Source organism: Methylotenera mobilis JLW8 (genome assembly GCF_000023705.1).
Lineage (GTDB): Bacteria > Pseudomonadota > Gammaproteobacteria > Burkholderiales > Methylophilaceae > Methylotenera > Methylotenera mobilis.
This window is the reverse complement of record NC_012968.1, coordinates 1,191,091-1,205,903: the sequence shown is the minus strand read 5'-3', so window position 1 is coordinate 1,205,903 and position 14,813 is coordinate 1,191,091. Positions and strand designations below refer to the sequence as shown.

At 40.7% G+C, this 14,813-nt stretch carries 15 protein-coding genes; 7 read left to right on the top strand and 8 right to left on the bottom strand.

Annotated elements, in window-relative coordinates; genetic code table 11:
* The first annotated feature begins 91 nt into the window (after positions 1–91).
* The 6 genes from MMOL_RS05595 (at position 92) to MMOL_RS05570 (ending at position 5,146) form a co-directional block, all read left to right on the top strand.
* Positions 92–688 carry a TetR/AcrR family transcriptional regulator gene (locus MMOL_RS05595; protein WP_238524401.1) on the top strand — a complete coding sequence of 199 codons (597 nt, stop codon included), beginning with the start codon at positions 92–94 and terminating at the stop codon, positions 686–688.
* Between the two features lie 94 nt (positions 689–782).
* Positions 783–1,784, top strand: a complete 1,002-nt coding sequence (locus tag MMOL_RS05590) for an NADP-dependent oxidoreductase (RefSeq protein ID WP_015832043.1) — start codon at positions 783–785, stop codon at positions 1,782–1,784.
* Between the two features lie 42 nt (positions 1,785–1,826).
* The gene (locus MMOL_RS05585; RefSeq protein ID WP_015832042.1) at positions 1,827–2,654 is read left to right on the top strand and encodes an oxidoreductase; all 828 of its coding nucleotides are present in this window, start codon (positions 1,827–1,829) and stop codon (positions 2,652–2,654) included.
* A gap of 15 nt (positions 2,655–2,669) precedes the next feature.
* Positions 2,670–3,050 carry a hypothetical protein gene (locus MMOL_RS05580; protein ID WP_015832041.1) on the top strand — a complete coding sequence of 127 codons (381 nt, stop codon included), beginning with the start codon at positions 2,670–2,672 and terminating at the stop codon, positions 3,048–3,050.
* Between the two features lie 354 nt (positions 3,051–3,404).
* Positions 3,405–3,800 (top strand): hypothetical protein, encoded by a 396-nt coding sequence (locus tag MMOL_RS05575; RefSeq protein ID WP_015832040.1) that lies wholly within the window; start codon positions 3,405–3,407, stop codon positions 3,798–3,800.
* A 743-nt stretch (positions 3,801–4,543) separates the two neighbouring features.
* Positions 4,544–5,146: a TetR/AcrR family transcriptional regulator gene (locus tag MMOL_RS05570; protein WP_015832039.1), complete on the top strand. Its 603-nt coding sequence runs from the start codon at positions 4,544–4,546 to the stop codon at positions 5,144–5,146.
* Positions 5,147–5,343: 197 nt separating this feature from the next.
* Here MMOL_RS05570 and MMOL_RS11915 read toward each other — a convergent pair whose 3' ends face one another.
* From MMOL_RS11915 to MMOL_RS05550, 4 genes are all read right to left on the bottom strand, one after another.
* Positions 5,344–6,789, bottom strand: coding sequence for a sensor domain-containing protein (locus MMOL_RS11915; RefSeq protein WP_015832038.1), 1,446 nt, complete (start codon positions 6,787–6,789; stop codon positions 5,344–5,346).
* Positions 6,790–6,908: 119 nt separating this feature from the next.
* Positions 6,909–9,254 (bottom strand): bifunctional diguanylate cyclase/phosphodiesterase, encoded by a 2,346-nt coding sequence (locus tag MMOL_RS05560; RefSeq protein WP_015832037.1) that lies wholly within the window; start codon positions 9,252–9,254, stop codon positions 6,909–6,911.
* 19 nt (positions 9,255–9,273) lie between these two features.
* On the bottom strand, positions 9,274–9,864 hold the full coding sequence (locus MMOL_RS05555; protein WP_015832036.1) for a methylamine utilization protein: 591 nt from the start codon (positions 9,862–9,864) through the stop codon (positions 9,274–9,276).
* Between the two features lie 34 nt (positions 9,865–9,898).
* Complete coding sequence (locus MMOL_RS05550; protein ID WP_015832035.1) at positions 9,899–10,333, bottom strand: group I truncated hemoglobin; 435 nt, start codon at positions 10,331–10,333, stop codon at positions 9,899–9,901.
* A gap of 140 nt (positions 10,334–10,473) precedes the next feature.
* Between MMOL_RS05550 and MMOL_RS05545 the strand changes: the two genes are divergently transcribed.
* Positions 10,474–11,331: a DUF3034 family protein gene (locus tag MMOL_RS05545; protein WP_420794744.1), complete on the top strand. Its 858-nt coding sequence runs from the start codon at positions 10,474–10,476 to the stop codon at positions 11,329–11,331.
* Positions 11,332–11,383: 52 nt separating this feature from the next.
* Here MMOL_RS05545 and MMOL_RS05540 read toward each other — a convergent pair whose 3' ends face one another.
* From MMOL_RS05540 to MMOL_RS05525, 4 genes are all read right to left on the bottom strand, one after another.
* Entirely contained in the window at positions 11,384–11,908 is a 525-nt protein-coding gene (locus tag MMOL_RS05540; protein ID WP_015832033.1) for an HvfX family Cu-binding RiPP maturation protein, read from the bottom strand.
* A gap of 89 nt (positions 11,909–11,997) precedes the next feature.
* Positions 11,998–12,663 (bottom strand): protein-methionine-sulfoxide reductase heme-binding subunit MsrQ, encoded by a 666-nt coding sequence (locus MMOL_RS05535; protein ID WP_015832032.1) that lies wholly within the window; start codon positions 12,661–12,663, stop codon positions 11,998–12,000.
* A gap of 17 nt (positions 12,664–12,680) precedes the next feature.
* Positions 12,681–13,679, bottom strand: a complete 999-nt coding sequence (msrP, locus tag MMOL_RS05530) for a protein-methionine-sulfoxide reductase catalytic subunit MsrP (RefSeq protein ID WP_015832031.1) — start codon at positions 13,677–13,679, stop codon at positions 12,681–12,683.
* Positions 13,680–13,895: 216 nt separating this feature from the next.
* Positions 13,896–14,798: a tetratricopeptide repeat protein gene (locus tag MMOL_RS05525; RefSeq protein ID WP_238524399.1), complete on the bottom strand. Its 903-nt coding sequence runs from the start codon at positions 14,796–14,798 to the stop codon at positions 13,896–13,898.
* Between the last annotated feature and the right edge of the window lie 15 nt (positions 14,799–14,813).

The window sequence follows — 14,813 nt, the reverse complement described above, 5'->3', positions numbered from 1 at the left end:
GTTAAAACTTTTAATCTAAATGCTGTATTTTTGGCTTTAATTCATCATAATATGCTTGATAGCATGATGACCATCATATATGATGGTCATCATGAAGAAAATTACTACCAACAATGATAACTCCTCACGTAAAGAGATTACTCACGCACGTATTGTAGAAACTGCAGCCAAAGCAATTCGCAGAAGTGGTTATAGTGGCACGGGTGTTGCCGACATTATGAAAGAGGCCGGCCTTACGCATGGAGGTTTTTATGCGCACTTTTCCTCTAGGGACGACATGTTAGCCGAAGCGGCAAACCATGCAGGTGCAAAGACGATTGAAATCATAGAACAGGTATTCGCTAACACCCCAAAAGAACAGCGCCTATGGGCACTGATCAATGCTTATTTATCGAATGAGCATGTGGCCAATATAGAGATGGGATGCTCATTCGCCGCGCTTGGTTCTGAAATGCATAGACAAGCACCTGAAGTGAGAGCTGTTTCTACTCAACGAATTAAGGAAATGATTACCCTCATTGAAAATGAGTTGTCTGATAATGAGCAGTCAAATGCCCATGAAGAGACGCTTCTAATGATATCAACGATGGTAGGTACCTTAATGTTGGCGCGTGCAGTAGACGACCCTGAGCTTTCTGCGGCCTTCCAACAAGCTGCACTTAAACATTACAACCTTAAGCGTAATTAATTTTTTTAAAAAGCATGGCATTCGGCATTTTTTTAATCAAAAATATGATGATCATCATATTTTATGCAACAAGCAATCACATAAGGACAATGCAATGAAGGCACTTATCTTAGAGCGTTACGGAAAATCGAACCAACTTGCATTTGCTGATATTCCTCGCCCCACAATTCAACCCAACGAAATACTGGTTCATGTACACGCAGTCGGCCTCAACCCGATTGACATCATGATTCCCAAAGGCACATTCAAACCAATACTTAAGTTTGAACTCCCAGCAACCATGGGTAGCGACCTTGCTGGCGTGGTGCAAGAAGTGGGAAGCCATGTGACACGATTTAAGCCAGGTGACGCGGTATATGCCAGCATTTTTGATTTAGGCACAGGATCACTCGCTGAATATGCTGTTGTACCAGAAAGCGCCGCCGCACTAAAACCAGAAAAATTAGACTTTGTGCAAGCAGCCTCTATCCCTATGGTTGGGCTTACCTCTTGGCAAGCACTCAAAGAACGTGCACGCATCAAATCTGGAGACAAGGTATTTATCCCTGCAGGCTCTGGTGGTATTGGAACATTTGCGATTCAACTCGCAAAATACCTGGGCGCAAAAGTGGCAACTACTACAAGTAGCACAAATATAGGTTTAGTTACAAAGCTAGGAGCTGATGAAATCATTGATTACAAAACGCAGGCTTTCGAGAAGTTGCTGCATGGTTACGATGCTGTGCTGGGAACAGTAAGAGGAAACGAGATTGAAAAATCTCTTCAAATTCTAAAACCAAACAGCAGTGTAGTGTCTTTAATTGGCCCTCCAGACGCAGCTTTTGCTCGCAAAAGAGGTATGAGCTTTTTGATGAAACTGGTCTTCGGCTTAATCAGTAGCAAAATCATTAGGCTGGCTAAAAAACGCAATATTGAATATTCATTCCTTTTTGTTCACCCAGACGGTCAGCAGTTGGCAGAAATAAGCAAGATTATAGATACAGGGCACATTCAGCCTGTCATAGACAAAGTATTTCCATTTGAACAAACCCTAAAGGCTCTGGCTTATTTGGAACAAGGTCGCGCCAAAGGCAAGGTAGTTGTTAAGTTAATTTAAAAGAAAGTTAATCAATTTTAATATGAGCACAGGAGAAATATCATGAAAAGTAAAGTTGCGATTGTAACAGGAGCATCATCAGGAATAGGCGAGGCCACAGCGGAGTTACTAACAAGCGCTGGGTATACAGTTTATGGCACCAGCAGAAATGTCGGAAAATCTAGCCGTTACCCATTCAAAATAATTACCTTAGATGTGAATAGTGAAGAATCAATACAGGCGGCTTTAAAGGCGGTGATTGATAAGGAAGGACGCATTGATCTTGTTGTGAATAACGCAGGTTTCGGCGTAGCTGCTGGAGGTGCCGAAGAAAGCTCAATGTCACAAATCCAACAGATTTTTGATACTAATTTCTTTGGCGTTGTACGTGTCATTAAAGCTGTTGTACCTTATATGCGCAAGCAGGGGAAAGGCAGAATAATCAATATAGGCTCCGTTCTTGGTTTGATACCAGCACCTTACATGGCGGCCTACGCAGCGACCAAACATGCTGTTGAAGGATATTCAGAGTCGTTAGACCATGAACTACGTACTAGGGGCATCCGCGTTTCTGTGATTGAACCTGCCTATACAAAAACTAACTTTGAGGCAAACGCTCCAGAACTAGATAGCAAGATAGAAGAGTATGCCATTGCAAGAAAATCGCTATCGAAAATCTTGAAACTAGCTGTAGAGGGTGGCGATGATCCCAAAATGGTGGCTAAAGTAGTATTAAAAGCAGCCGAAGCGAAACACCCAAAAGTACGTTATGCTGCGGGAAAGTTAGCTTGTCGATTAAGCTTATTGAGAAGATTCGCCCCTGCTGCAATGATGGACAAGGGCATTCGCCAAGAGATGAAGTTAGACATTCTTGAAAAAATTGCGGGTTAACGCATAAGGAACACCATGCACTTATCCTTTTATTTGCTTGCCATGATAACCGCCGGCGCATTTGTAATATTGGCTGCTGTATGGATGTTTGCCCCAACAAAATTTCTCTCTGCATGGGGTGTGGATTACTCAGTATCTACCGGATTGATTGGCAGGCGAGCCGCCGCCCTTTATGCAGGTATAGCAACGATATTCTTTTTAGCTAGAAATGCAGAGCCCTCAGCAACGCTAAATGCACTCATCTATGGACTCATTACCACCTGTGTCATGCTGGCACTTTTGGGCTTATATGAGTTTTTTAGAGGATCTGCTAGCAAGGGCATCTTACCTGCAGTTGTTATCGAGATTGTATTAAGCCTGTTGTTTTTTATGGTAGTTTCAATCGCTGGTAACTAGTGATGTTTCAACAGTCACTGGCAAGCAAGTATTACTAAAGATACGTCATTTAAAAGGTACGTCATTGATTAGTTACCAAATAGTGTACGTCTAATGCAAAGTGACCTCTACAACATAATCTGAATGGCATATGTTGCTACTTCTATTCAGAATGTAGCTAGCATCCACCTTAAAAGTTAAGATAATTTAAAAATTTTAGTCATCATTTAGCCATCGCCAAGCATTAACTATTGTCACTTTTTTCACTAACAATACTTCTCATATATTAATACAAAAACTGTAAATTTTAGTTGCAAATGAACAGACCTGTCTGTATTATTTATTTGCACTTCAATATTAATTTAGGAGAAAAAAATGGAAGTATTACTAGTCGGATCCGTAGCGTGCATTACCGCATTAATAACATCTGCATGGTTAATGACCTTTGCTAAATGGTTTCCAATTAAAAGAGTTGATGCCTTTGTTGTGGACTACAAAACCCTGATAAGGGCACACGTTGATTATGCATTGATGGCGCTATTTGGATTGGGCTTTTATGGTGCAGGCGTTGAGCTTCCTGTGGTCGCTTGCTGGTGTATCGCAATTGGCGGCTTTACTAATCCTACAATTTTCACCATAGCTGCATTTGATACCAACTTTTGGGATAAAACCAAATGGAAAGTTTTCAGCGCAGTAAGTTTTGTCATTACCTCTATTGGCTTTATGTGGATTGCGTATACACTGTTCAAATATGCAATGGGTAAACTCTAATTGATTTAGTACTAAGAACATTTAAAGGGATGAATTTACAGTCAATTTAATCAACAAGCCTTAGGAGAATCTCATATGTCAGAAAATAACTTTTTGCACACTAGTAGCTTTCTAAAGCTTTATAAAAAAATCAAACAGACAATCTCCCCAACAATAACTTGGGTATTAGATTCCTACATCTCAATATACGAATACTGAATCACGCATTTTAAATATTCGCATTACAAATAGGTGGCATCAAACTCCCGGTGCCACCTAATCACTTTTTCATCACACATCATATTGCTCTTAATCACATGGCAGCATAGGTATTAGGCATTGTCATTTACACATCACAGCATCCTGTACGCAACAGATCAAACTAACTAGCACCGTTTTAACCAGACATCCCACGCACGTCATCTCGATTTATCAATCATCTAGAGCCTGTTCTTACAGGCTGAAACTACGCAGTAATATCAAACAGATTTAAATGTAAAAGTAGGGCAGTTGCTATAAATTAGCTCTATTTAATCTGCCCGCAGCACTGCGATATGCACGCTGTACGTCAATTATTAAACTTACCAGTCTTTTAAGTTAGTTATCACTAACACCAAAACTAGTTTTTAACACAAAAATATAAATCTATTAAATTCAATAAGTTAGTTGCAACAAAAAATAATGTAATGTATATTATATTATTACCTAAATTATGTAACTCAATTTACATAATTAATTTATCGGTATTTTTATAAGGAATTGACATGGCATCTGTAGGACGCCCAAGAACATTTGATAGAGACGATGCGCTTAATAAAGCAATGCTAATCTTTTGGGAAAAAGGCTACGAAGGCACAACAATGACGGATATCATTAATGTCATTGGCACCAAAGCACCCAGCGTATACGCAGCTTTTGGCAATAAAGATAAGCTTTTTAATGAAGTGGTAAATCTATATGCTGAAATACTAAAAGCAGGGCCGCTAAAAGCTTTAAACGACCATTCATCTATTTATGATGCAATTAGGAGTTCGCTATACAGCAATGTGGAAATATTCACGAGCTCAAACAACCCATGCAGCTGCCTGATTATGACTGCGGCAAATAATTGCTCCCCTGAGCATAGTGAACACATGAGCAATCTGAAAAACCTCAGAACCAACTACAAGAGAGCTATAGAAGTTAGATTTCAACAAGCAGTCGCAGATGGTCAACTAATCAGCTCCGCCAATCCTCAAACATTAGCCGAGTACTACATGACTTTTGTGCATGGGTTAGCTTTACGCGCTAAAGATGGAGTTAATAAATCTGAATTACTAACATCCACAGACTACGCATTAGTAACAGTTAAACTAATGCTGAAGTAAGCATGGTAAAACCAAGACTCATTAATTGAATTGATAGACATCATATAAATGAAATCTAGAAGAAGCACATCAACCACGCAGAAATATGCTAATTATTTATTTCGTATAATGTATATTATGTTAAATAACACATGGGCACTTAATTTGCACATTAAGGGAGTAAATACCTTATGTGCTACGATCCAGACTATTTCACCCTACAAGTGCTGAGCAATTAGATCTGCAAAGACATGCATAATTGAAATGTCACGCTCATTAAGCGTTTGGTCTGATGTGTAGCTAAAACAACAGAAGGTACCGTAAAGTTTTCCGTTACTCAGCCTAATAGGTACACTCATGTGTGCACGAACGGGCACTAAAGTAGTGACATCCATACTCATGGCTTCTGGTAGCTCAAAAGCATCATTAATGATTTCAGGCAAACGCCCGTCAATTACTCTTTGGCAATAACTATCATCCAAAGAACCACTATCACCAACAGCAATCGGTGGATTGAGATCTTTTGAATCAACAAACATGAACTCACGAACACCGTCGTGAATGTGAGAAATAAATGCTACATCCATATCTAGGTGGCGACGCAAAGTAGCTAAAGTGCTTTGTAAAAAATTACTGCCCGCTTCTTTTTGAATACTCAAAAGGTGCTGAGTGTTGATGAAACTTTCAAGAGATTTAAGATGAGATTTACCTTCAACGGTGACCTCTATATCATCAAATCTCAATATTTTAAAATTATTACGTCCTGAGTGTTTTGCTTTGTACATTGCCTTGTCAGCGAGCGCCACAAGCTTGTCAGCATCGATTACACGCCCATCATAAATGGCAATACCAATACTTGAAGTAATCTTAAAATTAGGAGTATCTAACCAATTACCTCGATTTAGCTCGTTAATAATATTAGTTGCCACTTTACTTACATCATCTAAAGTAGCAATACCCTCAATAATGACAGTAAACTCATCACCACCTAGACGTGACACAATATCAGCTTCGCGCAATGTCGCTTTCAGCCTAGTTGCAAACTCTTTTAAAAGAGAATCTCCTGCCTCGTGTCCTAAAGAATCATTAATAGATTTAAAATGATCTATATCTAGATACATCAAAGCTAGGTTCTTATCACTACGTTTACTTCTTGCCATCGCCTCTGGCAAGTTTGCATTAAAGTAAGAGCGATTTCTTATCCCAGTAAGTGTGTCGTTAGAAGCCAAAGAACGCAGCTTTTGCTCTTCAACTTTGCGATTTGAAATATCCTGTATAAATGCATAAAACTCATAAGAGCCTGCATTCAAAATATAAGTAACAGCCATTTCAACTGGAAACTCCTCACCCGTTTTTCTTTTAGCTTCCAGCTGAATACGGCGGCTCAATAGCTCAGCATGACCACTCTCCAGAGCGCGCAGCATTCCTTGCCGATGCGCATCTCTAAACCTTTCAGGAATAATCATTTCATCAAGGTTATGACCTATCGCCTCATCATAACTCCAGCCAAAAATATTAGCGGCTTGCTGGTTCCACTCTGTAACGAGCCCATTATGATCAACTCCAACAAAAGCATCTAAACTGTTAAAAAGAATTTTTCTGAGACGCTGTTCTTGATTTTCGTCTGTCATGGCGGATTTTGGTAAGCTAAATAAACGGGTCATAAAGTATCAAAATTTTTATTTACTGTCTATTAATGAAATGAATTAACAGTATTCATTTCAACTTTAATAAAAGCTTTGCGGCTGTTATGTTTTAGGAAAGATAGTGGGTTCAGTGGCAATTAAGCCCACTGCTGGTACCAAGTTTCAAAATCACTGATCGGAATAGGCCTAGACATATAATAACCCTGACCATAGTCGCAACCCATTTCTTGCAAGGACTTCCATGCATCAATGTTTTCAACTCCTTCGGCCACTACATGCAAGCCCATGTTGTGCGCTAGTTCAATCGTTGAATTGACAATAATCCTATCGTTCTGACTAGCCTCTATATGCATAACGAATGACTTATCAATTTTAAGCTCGCTCACTGGTAGCTCTTTTAAATATGATAATGATGAGTAGCCTGTACCAAAATCATCAATGGCAAGCTTAATGCCCATTTCAGACAAATGCAGCAAGGTCTGCTTGGCACGATGTGGGTCATCCATGATGCTGCTCTCAGTCACCTCTAGTGAGATAAGCGAGGTGTTTGAACCAGTAGCTTTGAGTATTTCAGCTACCTTATTGGGAAAGTCTGAGTCAATTAAATCTCGTGCGGAAATGTTCACGGCAATTGGGATTGACATCCCTTTTTGCAGCCATGCTACGCTCACTTTAGCAGCCTCGGCAATCATCCAAAGCGTCACATCTCGAATTAATCCGGTCTGTTCTGCAAACGGAATAAATTGGTCAGGAAAAATCATTCCTCTAGTTGGATGCTTCCATCTAATCAACGCTTCAACTGACCTCACCGCCCTGCTTTGCAGATTAACTTTAGGTTGAACAAAAACAGACAACTCATTGTTATATATTGATTTTTTAAGTTCAGAAACCAAAGTCAAATTTACGTTACTTCCCACATCAAAGCTCGGTTGAAACACCACCGGCCCAGATTTTTGAGCCTTGGAAACCTGCATGGCAACCTCAGCAAAGTTCAGCAACTGTTCTATTTGGTTACCATGAACCGGGTAACTTGCTATGCCAATACCAGCGCTAATATCAACAAAATTGTCTTCTAACTGAATTGGTTTCTCAAAAGCCTGTAAAAGCTTTTGCGCAATATTGACTGCAAGGCTGGCATCTGTCGCCGGCAAGAGCACAGCAAACTCATCTCCAGAAGTTCTCGCCACCACATCATTATCTTTACGAAACACTTGTGAAATACGAATCGACACCGCATGCAATAGTTGATTACCAAAGTCATGTCCGAGCACGTTGTTAATTTGCTTAAATCGATCGAGATTCATCACCAAAACAGAAAGAGGCTCATGGTTGATTTCTGACTTGTTGATAGCAATGTTAAGCTCTTTCATAAAAGATGCGCGGTTAGGCAAGCCCGTCATCTCATCCCAGTAAGCCAATCTGGTAATGCTTCTTTCTCTATCAGCAATTGCGGTACGCATGCTACTGAAAGCACTACTTAGCTTACCCAGCTCATCTTTTCTGGAAACATCAACATTGAAGGTGTAATCCCCCTGCTCTAGCTTTCTCGCAGTATTAGCAAGCTCTACAATCGGCTGCGCCACAATACGTGAAACATACAAAATACTGACGATAAAAATGAGCATGCCAACAATACTTAAAATGAGGAAGTTAAGTAGTAAGGTCTGAAAAGGTGCCGTAGCTTCATCGATAGATCGCTGTAAAACTACATAGAGTGATTCATTAATATTTTTAAATATAGAGACATACCGCGTACCAAAAGCAACATCGCCGATAGTGAGCTCTAAATTATTGGACTTATTAAAAGCGTGACGCTCTGTTGTATATTTAACAATCTGTTCACTGGCGCTAACACTCATGGTACTGGCGGTGGAGTGCCATGGATTTTTTCCAGCCTGGCTAATAAAAGTAACTTCCAGGTTGCTCAGCTTATGTAATGTATTTGCCAAACTGTTATTGATTTTAAAGCCCATCACAACCCAGCCTATGGTGAGTGGGGCTTTCACTGGCACTGCAACCAGCTGGTATGGTTGATTTTTGAAGATAGTAAAGTTATTTTTTTGCGTGTCGCTTTGTGCCGTATAAATGACTTCTGCTATTTTTTCACTCACTTCATTTTCTGACAGGTTTTCTGAGATCACCAAACTATTTTGGTTAGGGGAGTAAAAAATTGCGATATCCGCATTGATTCTCGACTGGTGGTTGATCAGTGCTGAAAGGATGGTTTCGTGGTCATTACTCGCAATTGCAGCCTTAAAACCAAAATCGGCCGCTAATATACGAGCACCCACACTTAAACTCTCGCCATTGTTTTGTAGTAGGTTTAAAAATACACGCTCCCCCACCTCTAACTGTTGGTTTACTGAGCGCCGTGCATTTTTATCAATACTTAATTTAATGGCGATAGAGCTTAAAACTTGAATCACCAATATAAGTGATAAGAAGATAACGGAGATTCGGCTTTTTAAACTTTTGAATTGCATGTGTTAGCTGTGAAAGTAATTAGTTATGGGTTTCAAGCTTCAATGAAATCGTTTCATTGTTTTTTATAGTTATTTTTTGTTCAGTAATAAAGTTTTCTTTAACCGTAGCGTAGTGCCAGGCTTTTAACGTATGTTGGCCGCTAGGTAAATCCGTCAGTTTGACGATACCCTTCACGTCGCTTTTACCAAAATATGGCGTCTCTACAATATGTATATAGGCAAGCATATTGTCATGAATATTACACCCTAGTATCACCGTGCCTGGCTTATCGAACACCACCGGCTTTGCCGGAACGCCGGAGTAAAGCTTTAACTCAAAGACTTTAGCAGGTGAAAATGAGTAAACATGGTGTCTGACTGAGTCTTTATTAGGGAAGTTTATACTGGTGCCAACTTGAACAACGCTTACAAAGGGCCAGAACTGCTTATTTTTTTGTTCAATATTAGCTTCACTCAATGCGTTATGGCTAGGTTTCACATCTGTCTCTAAATAAACCACAGCGTTGCTCAGCGGGTTACCGGCTTGGTCATTCACTTGAACCGTAAGGTCTGCAGCATGCGATTGAAATGATGTTGCTAAAAGAAATAAACTAAGGGCAGCATGCTTCATAAGTTGGCTTTATATAATTTTTATAATTTAATTATTAATCGGTAACAATATCACGCTTCATCGGAGCCAGTATTTTTAATAGCTCATTTTTTTCCTTAACACCCACATGCTTATTTAAGGAAGTTCTAAACGTTTCTACGAACAACTCAAACTCTGCACTAGTGACCTTAAGATCGCGATGAGAGTTTTTCATGGTTTCCCCTTCATAGACGCAATTTCCGCCAGTCAAAACACATAACTGATCGACAACGCTTTGCTTTAATGTAGCTAATTTGACACCATCGAACGAACGTTTAAGTTTAGGGTCAGACGCAGACGTATCTATCGTTTCAGACACGACAAGGGTTAACACAGGCAAGCCACCAATACGCTCAAATAAGGAAGATTGATTGTCAGACTGCTTTGAGGGTTGCACTTGCGCACAAGAGGAGAGCAGCAGCATTAAAGTCATCAAGACAGTTTTATTCATGAGTTCAATCTCTGTTTTTATGTATCATTACTTTAATATAAGCGCTATGATTAATCCATGTAATTAGCTTTGTTATTACCTTTTAAATCATACTAAGAAAGACAAATGTGTTGTTACCGCCCTCCTCCAGAAAGCAACTCATTACTTGGTCGTTGAACATTGTTGCAATCTCCGCACTCAGTTATACCGATACCCTATTGGCAGGTGACCGTTTATTAGCAACGGGCGGTGTCATGCAAATAGAGGGCGCTGGTGGTGGTGGACTAACTCCTTGGGCTTTAATATCAGGTTATGGTACCGATAAACAAATAGGCGGATCTGCCTTTTATACCGAAGCAAAAACAAGTGGTGATTTTGAGATAAGCTCAGGTGGCGTAAGTATCGGCTTATATAATCGCCTAGAAGTTTCTTTAAGCCAGCAAAAGTTAGGGCTGAGCGACACTGTTCCAGGTGAAAGTATTCGCGTGGATACATTGGGCGTAAAGTTGCGCTTATTTGGCGATGCTGTCTATGATCAAGACAAATGGCTGCCGCAAGTAGCGATAGGCGCTCAAATCAAACACAATGAAGACTTTAATTACATACCTAAAGCCCTTGGCGCTAAACATCAAACCGGCGTGGATCTGTACTTATCCGCAACCAAGCTGTATTTAGATGCCATCTTTGGCAGAAACCTACTACTGAACGGTACGCTACAGGCAACAAAAGCCAATCAGTTTGGCTTTTTAGGTTTTGGTGGCGACAATCGCGATCACTATCAAATACAGCCAGCAGCCTCTGTTGCCGTCATGCTGACAGACCAGTTACTGCTGGGTACTGAATATCGTTACAAACCTGATAACTTAGGTGTATATAAAGAGCAAAATGCCCATGATATATTTTTAGCTTGGTTTCCAGTTAAAAACATATCACTAACCGCTGCTTACTTAGATCTAGGCAACATTGCAAACAAAGCCAATCAATCTGGCTGGTATTTATCTGGGCAAATCTCTTACTAAACCAGACTAGCCACTTCATTTGCAGTATTTTAGGTATGCCTTAGTTTTAGGGCTATCGATTAAACCATTTTTGTCTAATCAAATAATCTAAGCTCAACTTACCGGCACCGCCAAACAGCAAGGGTGAGAACATCACTATATAAAGCAGTGGTAATTTATAGTTACCAAAGCCATCCCCCGCTTCATCAACAATGCGATAGCCTGTCCACAAATCATCTAAGCTCATCCACTGCACAGGCCAGTGCACGGTTGCAATGGCAACAATGGTTAGCACCATGAGTGAAACTGAAAAGAATCTGGTCGCAATGCCTAACAGCAGCGCAGCCGCACCCAATATTTCAAAATAAGTTGCGATTTGCCAATTGAGTTCTGGAGGAATCAGGCTAAACGGAAAAGGAAACGTGACGTCAACAAACCAATTGGTGCCATGCAGTTTTTCAAACCCAGCTTCCCCAAACTCATAGGCAAGTATCAGGCGTAAAAATAAGGATGGTACGCTGGCAGAAAGTTGGTTTAGGTGGCCAATTGCACTGGCATAAAGCATGTAACTACGGTTAATCAGGTTGTTTTTATACATTGGGTTTATCCTCGACATTGTTGGTATGGTTTAGTCGGCACAAACCGTAAAAGCTTACAGAGTTTTTTTATCTCGTTTTAAATCATGTTTTAAATCACGGCGGAAAGTTTAATTTTCCGCGCCTTGTCTAGCTTTGACTTCATCTGGCGTAACTTGTAAAACAAACGAACCCCCAGCAGCAATGCCAGTACAAGCGCATAAAACAATGGCTCACGTACATCTTTCTTCACCAACCACCAGAAGTGCACTACACCTAGCGTGGCGATTAAATAAACGCTCAGATGCAGTTGTTTCCAATGCTGGCGCAACACCTGCATCATGTATTGGTTCGAGGTCACGGCCAATGGCACGGTCAATAGATATGCGGTTGCGCCGACTAAAACATAAGGATGCTTGATAATATCCTTCGCAATATCCGACCAATCAAAGCCATAATCCAGCCATAAGTAGGCCGTGATGTGCAGGCTGGCGTAAAAAAACATCATCAAGCCTACCATACGCCTAAACTGCAATTGCCAGCTAACGCCCCACAATAAGCGGATAGGGGTAAGGCTAAGCGTAGCCAGTAAAATAACTAATGCCCAAAAACCCGTTGATCTTTCTACAAACTCGACTGGATTGGCGCCCAAACCATCATGAATACCAAGCCAAACTAAACGGATGAGTGGCACTAGGCAAAGCAGAAATATGGAGGATTTAATCCAGCTAATTTGGCTTCTACTTGGTACGCGTCGAAGAAATTGTTTAATGTCCATGTTACTAAGCCTGCAATCTAAAAGTTTTTACGTAAATCTAAACCTGCATACATCTGTCCTACTTGCTCAGCATATCCATTAAACATTTGCGTTTTAATGCGCCCTGCAAATAATCCCGCCCCGATTCTCTTTTCTGAAGATTGTGTCCAGCGCGGATGATCTACCTGCGGATTTACATTTGCATAAAACCCATACTCTCTAGGCCCTGCCTTCATCCAAGTGGTCATTGGCATTTTTTCTGTAAAGCGAATTTTCACGATAGACTTGGCGCCTTTAAAGCCATATTTCCACGGCACCACTAAGCGCATCGGTGCGCCGTTCTGATTAGGTAGCTTCTCACCGTACAAGCCTACAGCCATCAGCGTGAGCGGGTTCATGGCTTCATCCATGCGCAAGCCTTCAATATAAGGCCAATCTAATATTGGCAGATTTACCCCCGACATTTGTTGTGAATCGGCAAGCGAGATAAATTCAATATATTTAGCATTGGCATTAGGCTCAGCCCATTTAATGAGCTGCGCAAGCGGGAAACCTAACCAAGGAATGACCATAGACCACCCCTCTACACAGCGCATACGGTAAATACGCTCTTCTAGCGGGGCTAGTTTTAAAATTTCATCAATACCTATAGTTTTGTTTTTCTTAACCTCACCCTCAATGCTGACTGTCCAAGGATGCGGCTTAAATAACTTGGAATTTACTGCAGGCTCACTTTTGCTTGTACCAAATTCGTAGAAATTATTATAGGTCGTGACATCTTCGTATGGGGTCAGCTTTTCCTCTTTGCCATAAGACGTTTTGGTGAAGCTAGGCAGCGTTGGTGCAGACTTAGATAAATAGCCAGCAGGAGCGGCTTGGTGCGGCGTATTGGCTGCCAACAGCAGATTGCTATGCGCCAGCGCAGAAGTGGCAAGCAAACCCAAACCAGCTTGCTTGATAAAACGACGTCTATCTTCAAACACCTCTTTAGGGGTTATTTCTGAAGATAGAATATCTGATTTTGGTAGAATAATCATAAGGATACCCAGTAGCAAATATATGTTTTAAAGGCATTAAATCATCATGTACGCTGCACGAATTGACTGTCTAGCTGTGACCATTCAATTCATCATGAGTTTAACTAACATACCTTAGTCTGGGTTGGGCTGATATCCTTACAAAAAATTGGTCCTGACAAAACGTGCAACGAAACTTAATTTAAGAGATTAGATTAAGAATCTTCTATTGAAATATTAAATCAGGCCCTTAGTTTCTTTTTCAATCTCATCAGCAAGTGCTTGATCATGTGAGTTTTTTGCAATCACTTTAGCTTGATCAATTAACGTTTTCGCTGTTGAGCTATCTCCTGTTGCGGCCTTTACTTGCGCTAATATGCAGTAACCATAAGCTTCATAATAGGCACCGCCCTGCTCTTTTGCAAACTTGATGATTTTATTCAAGGTACGTTCTGCGCGCTCATAATTCTTTGCGGCAGCGTAATAGCGGCCTAGCTCAATACTGGCATGGGCATATTGGTCCAACGTACCCGATTTTTCATGCATCATAAAGGCTTTGATTTGATACTCCAGCGCTGCATCATGCTGGTTTAATCGATGGTGAGCTAATGCAATAGACTCAAAGCTTTCACCACGCTCATTATCGTTTGCTGCCAGTGCATTACCAGCCATATATGCATCAAGCGCTTGTTGATACTTGCCAGCATTTAGGTATACATTACCTTCACTTTGGTAGGCCACTCGTTCAAATGCTTTACTTTTAATGGTTTTTGCCTGCTGTAAGCTTTGCTCGTAGCTTGCAATCGCCTGTTCATGCAAGCCCGCATCTTTGTACGCATGCCCGGTAACCAAAGCCACTATCATTTTATCAAATCCGTCAGTCGCCTGCTTTTCTGCTAATTGAAACGATTTAAGCGCATCATCCAATTTACCCTGCGCGCTATAAACACGCCCCTGACACAACAATGCATCCTTGTCATTTTTATTGGCATCTATCGCCTTGCTCGCCAAGCTTAACGCCGTAGGAAAGTTCATTTGCTCATACGCCTTATTGCATGCAGAAGCATCATCTGATGCAGCATAAATAGTATTAAAAAACAAAGAGGTGGCTATTACAGTTAAAGTTTTATGTAGCTTCATTTTCAATCTATGCTC

Excerpts from the sequence above, each read along its gene's own strand:
- MMOL_RS05595 (WP_238524401.1), top strand. The coding sequence starts at position 92 with ATGAAGAAAATTACTACCAACAATGATAACTCCTCACGTAAAGAGATT.
- MMOL_RS05590 (WP_015832043.1), top strand. The coding sequence starts at position 783 with ATGAAGGCACTTATCTTAGAGCGTTACGGAAAATCGAACCAACTTGCA.
- MMOL_RS05585 (WP_015832042.1), top strand. The coding sequence starts at position 1,827 with ATGAAAAGTAAAGTTGCGATTGTAACAGGAGCATCATCAGGAATAGGC.
- MMOL_RS05580 (WP_015832041.1), top strand. The coding sequence starts at position 2,670 with ATGCACTTATCCTTTTATTTGCTTGCCATGATAACCGCCGGCGCATTT.
- MMOL_RS05575 (WP_015832040.1), top strand. The coding sequence starts at position 3,405 with ATGGAAGTATTACTAGTCGGATCCGTAGCGTGCATTACCGCATTAATA.
- MMOL_RS05570 (WP_015832039.1), top strand. The coding sequence starts at position 4,544 with ATGGCATCTGTAGGACGCCCAAGAACATTTGATAGAGACGATGCGCTT.
- MMOL_RS11915 (WP_015832038.1), bottom strand. The coding sequence starts at position 6,789 with ATGACCCGTTTATTTAGCTTACCAAAATCCGCCATGACAGACGAAAAT.
- MMOL_RS05560 (WP_015832037.1), bottom strand. The coding sequence starts at position 9,254 with ATGCAATTCAAAAGTTTAAAAAGCCGAATCTCCGTTATCTTCTTATCA.
- MMOL_RS05555 (WP_015832036.1), bottom strand. The coding sequence starts at position 9,864 with ATGAAGCATGCTGCCCTTAGTTTATTTCTTTTAGCAACATCATTTCAA.
- MMOL_RS05550 (WP_015832035.1), bottom strand. The coding sequence starts at position 10,333 with ATGAATAAAACTGTCTTGATGACTTTAATGCTGCTGCTCTCCTCTTGT.
- MMOL_RS05540 (WP_015832033.1), bottom strand. The coding sequence starts at position 11,908 with ATGTATAAAAACAACCTGATTAACCGTAGTTACATGCTTTATGCCAGT.
- MMOL_RS05535 (WP_015832032.1), bottom strand. The coding sequence starts at position 12,663 with ATGGACATTAAACAATTTCTTCGACGCGTACCAAGTAGAAGCCAAATT.
- msrP (WP_015832031.1), bottom strand. The coding sequence starts at position 13,679 with ATGATTATTCTACCAAAATCAGATATTCTATCTTCAGAAATAACCCCT.
- MMOL_RS05525 (WP_238524399.1), bottom strand. The coding sequence starts at position 14,798 with ATGAAGCTACATAAAACTTTAACTGTAATAGCCACCTCTTTGTTTTTT.